Source organism: Microcystis sp. M53602_WE12, from assembly GCF_030065455.1.
Taxonomy (GTDB): Bacteria; Cyanobacteriota; Cyanobacteriia; order Cyanobacteriales; family Microcystaceae; genus Microcystis; species Microcystis aeruginosa.
In genome coordinates, this window is record NZ_JASJFB010000793.1 from 1 (window position 1) to 4,359 (window position 4,359).

3 protein-coding genes are annotated in these 4,359 nt (G+C 40.8%); 1 reads left to right on the top strand and 2 read right to left on the bottom strand.

The features are described from left to right. Positions 1–233: 233 nt before the first annotated feature. On the top strand, positions 234–1,751 hold the full coding sequence (locus PX482_RS24280; RefSeq protein ID WP_002762546.1) for a methyltransferase regulatory domain-containing protein: 1,518 nt from the start codon (positions 234–236) through the stop codon (positions 1,749–1,751). Positions 1,752–2,170: 419 nt separating this feature from the next. Here the strand turns inward: PX482_RS24280 and PX482_RS24285 are convergent, their stop codons facing one another. Together PX482_RS24285 and PX482_RS24290 are read right to left on the bottom strand one after the other, a co-directional pair. Then, a complete protein-coding gene (locus PX482_RS24285) occupies positions 2,171–3,289 on the bottom strand; it encodes a peptidylprolyl isomerase (protein ID WP_002762547.1) in 1,119 nt (372 codons plus the stop codon). Between the two features lie 442 nt (positions 3,290–3,731). Continuing rightward, positions 3,732–4,359, bottom strand: a 628-nt coding sequence (locus tag PX482_RS24290) for a glycosyltransferase family 4 protein (RefSeq protein WP_288123138.1), incomplete at its 5' end; no start/stop codon positions are given.

Sequence of the window (4,359 nt, forward strand, 5' to 3'; positions counted from 1 at the left end):
AAAACGCAGGAAGATTTGGTAAAAGAGACTGTCAGTTTTCACGAGAAATCTCGCTTCTAGGGTTTATTGGCAGTTGCCGAATTGTTTGGCTAAACGGTTAATACTCTAGTATTAATAGACATTGTATAATTTTTTCTCCTTGCTGTCACCAACAAAAATCTAGGGGACATGGCTCTTTTGCTGTATAATCAAGTCTTAATTTTAGGAATTGTCATTATATTTGAGGAAAATCTATGAGTTGGACAGAAGGATATGTATCGGAAGTTAACTACACTAGCGGCTTTTACGGCGAGTTAAGTCCCCTAAAATTAGGTTTAGCGACTCTGATTAAATCGATTCAACCCCCCGATTCTAGCCAAGAATTTACCTATTGTGAATTGGCCTGTGGTCAGGGTTTTACCACGAATATTTTAGCGGCTACCTATCCCCACGCCCAATTTTATGCCAATGATTTCAATCCTAGCCATATCGCCACAGCTAGAGATTTAGCGGCCAAGGCGGGAATGAAGAATATTCTTTTCTTTGATGATAGTTTTGAGGAATTTTTAGAGCGAGATTTACCTCAATTTGACTTCATCAGTCTGCACGGAATTTATAGCTGGATTACTGCCAGAAATCGCCAAGCAATAGTTGATTTTATTCGCCGCAATCTCAAGGTGGGGGGATTAGTTTATATCTCCTATAATGCCCTTCCGGGTTGGTCGGCGGCGATGCCGATGCAAGCTTTAATGTTACGTCATGGTCAACACAGTTCCGAGTCAATTTTAACCCGCATTGAACAGGCTCTTAATTTTACGGGAGAATTATTAGAAGCTAATGCTAGTTATTTTGTCCAAAATCCAATTTTAAAAAGTCGTTACGAGCGCCTGAAAGACCAAAATCGTTATTATTTAGCTCACGAGTATTTCAATCAGGAATGGAATTCTTTTTACTTCGATGAAGTGGCGAAAGAATTAGAGGATGCTAAACTTAAATATGTGGGTTCCGCCCATATTAATGATCATATTGATATGGTCAATCTCTCCCCAGCAGCCCAAGAAAAATTAGCAAAAATCAGCGACCCAATCTATCGGGAAGTAGTGCGAGATTTCTTCGTTAATAGCCAATTCCGTCGTGATATTTTTAGTCGAGGCTCTTTAGGTTTAACCAACCAAGAACAGCTTAAACAACTACAAGAAACCCGGTTTGCTCTACTTGTTAATCCCGCAAATATCAAGTTCGAGCAGCAGTTCCCCGTGGGAGAAGTTAAGTTACAGGAGGCAATTTATCAGCCAATTTGTCAGGTTTTGGCGGAATCTCCCCAAACTTTACTGCAACTACAAAATCACCCCAAAACCTCAAATATTAACTTAAATGGTCTTTACCAAGCTCTCGTGATTTTAACTGGTATTGGCTATATTCATCCTGCTGTGGATGAGCAAACTTGCCAACAACGGAAACCATCTACTGATGCTTTTAATAATGCAGTGAAAGCGAAAGCAGTCTATAGTGAGGAATTAAGCTTTTTAGCTTCTCCTTTGATTGGGACTGGAGTAGTGGTCAATCGTTTAGAACAATTATTCCTCTTGGCTAAATCCTCTAACCAAGATGCCGTACAATTTGTTTGGCAAATTTTGGCAAGTCAAGGCAAAAAAGTGGTTAAAGACGGGAAAACTTTGGAAACAGAGGAGGAGAATATTACTCATCTGAAAACAGTGTACGAGGAGTTTAGTAAAGAACGTTTACTAACATTGCAAAAACTAGGTATTTAGTAAATACTAAGTAAGTGATCTCATTGTAACCGGCTACTTAGATAGGTGGTGCTTTACGACGGATTTTTACTTTCTACGTTTTACTACTTAGTTGATGATAGGTGGTGCGTTACGACGGATTGTTGCCTTCAAGTCAAAGCAGTAATTTTTGCCGTCTAACGCACCCTACGTTTTACTTAGACGGATTTTTACCTTCAAGTCAAAGCAGGAATTTCTGCCGTCTAACGCACCCTACGTTTTACTTAAATGGTCGTTAACACAGTAACATCTACTAAGTGCCTTGCTTTCACTAGCGGGGAATATTGACCCCGATAATTGCCACTTTTCTGGGGTATGGGGGGAAGCACCCAGAATCTGAGATGCTTCCCCTATCTCGACTAATTTTTTGCCTTGACAAGACCTAGTTAAAAACCCCCACCCTAGCTAGGTTGCACGAGATTATTTAAGCCATAAACCACTTTAGCGGTGATAATCTTATCCTTATCGGTAAGTTCTTCTAACACCTCTTTTCCCTCGACTAAATAGCCAAAAACCGAATAACGACCATCCATGAGATTAAACCCCGGAGGAGTTAATTCATTATCGAATTTAAAGAAAAAGAATTGCGAGGAACCTCCGTTAGGATTAGTATCCGGACGCGCCAAGGCCAATGCACCGAAAGCGTTAAAAGGTAAGGCGAGACTGGGTAAGTAAATCCCTAATTCTTCGAGAGTATTGCCATAAACTGGTTCTTCTTCCCCTTTAATCAAAATTTCTAAGGGAATAGAGCGATATTGCTTAGTTTTCGGGTCAATAAATCCCTCTTCTGCACCGACGGGATCCCCAGTTTGGACAACGAAATTATCTTCGCTGCGAATGAAGGGTAAACCGTCATAAAAACCCCGTTGGACTAAATCCACAAAGTTACCCCCATTAACCGGAGCGCTGTAACCATCGACAACGATAGTTAAATCCCCTTTGGTGGTCTGCATCTCTACGGTGGCACGTCCTCGCAATTGCGGCAAGTTAGCGTATTCCGGGGGAACGTTAAAGGGAAAACCCACCACCATTAATTCTTCTAAAGCGGTGATATTATTGAGCAATTCCCGTCTGGTTGACCAAACTGCCTCTTTATCCTTCGCTTCTACGGCCGTATCGAGGGATGCCACTCCCGTTTTCAGTTTTTCGATTAATTCCTCTCCTTGGCTTTTACTTGCCTCGGGAACACTATCTAAGATAGCGTTGCTTTTGGTAGAAAGGGCATAATTGGCATCCTTGACATCTTTTTTAATCGGACTCCAACGTTTGGCCCGCAGATGTTTGGCAATATCTTCGATCGATTGTTGCACTTGACGAATTGGTTTATTATCTATGGGTAAGGCATTGCGTAAAATAGCAGTGGGATCCGTTACCGCGTCACCCTGAGCAAGCACAGCTAAAGCAGGAGCAGTCCCCTTAACCGTGAACAGACTTAAGATTAAAAATAGTGCTAGGGCGATACTAGCACCGCTTTTTAAGAAAAATTTGCCCGATTCCCGTAATCTTGTCTTTATTTTCATATTTTGGTCGGTTCCTCAATGGCTATACCTATCCAAAATACTTGTAGGCTTTTAGGGGAACCCTTGTCAATAGCTGAGAAAACCGAGTCGGGGGAAGATAAATGTGGTAACTGATGCTAGAGATACTGACCTGAAGATTTTCTCTCAGCCAAATAAGGCTATTTTCTGGGCATTACTGCCAATTACCCGCAAAAAGTGGCTAAAGGGTTGGCAACGGAATTAGTTTTTGGTTGTCCATAAAATTCCCTCTTCCCCCCAAAGATATAAGCTCGATTAATTCCGTATTCTACAGCATTTTCATCAAGCCACTGTTGGGTTTTTGTCAGCAGGGTTTGTCTTTCCTGTTCTCGTTGAATATATCTCTCTCTGAGGATTTTATCGAGTTTTGGGGTAGGAAAAGCGCTGATGGGCTATTTTACCATTTAGTTTATACAGGAACATCCTAACGGCAATTAGCGGCAATTTGATAAACTTTCACGGTTTCTTCGGCACATTTTGCCCAACTAAATTGTTGAGCGCGTTCTCGTCCTTTTTCTGAGAGAGTTTTTCTGAGTTGGCTATCTTGAATTATAGTTAAAATTGCTTGACATAATGCGTCTTCATCGGTGGGATTAATCATAATTCCCGCATCTCCCACCACTTCGGGTAAGGAACTGGTATTAGAAGTAATCACCGGGGTTCCACACTGCATTGCTTCTAGGGGAGGTAATCCAAATCCTTCGTAAAGAGAGGGATAAATAAAAGCAGTGGCACCGCTATAAATAGCACTTAAGTCTTCATCAGGAATGTAACCAGTGAAGATAATTCTATTTTTTAAAATCGGGTTTTCTTGGGCAGTTTTTAAAATATCGTTGTTTTTCCAGCCACTAACACCCACTAAAACTAGATTTAAGTCTATCCTGGGGTTATCGAGGATAATTTTCGTAAAACAACGAATTAGAAAGCTGAGGTTTTTTCTGGGTTCTAAGGTGCAAAGACTGAGAAGATAAGGAGCATTATTAATCTGATATTTTTTAAGTGTATTATCGATAATATCTAGATTTTCAACGGGGAAAAAGTGAGTATCCGCA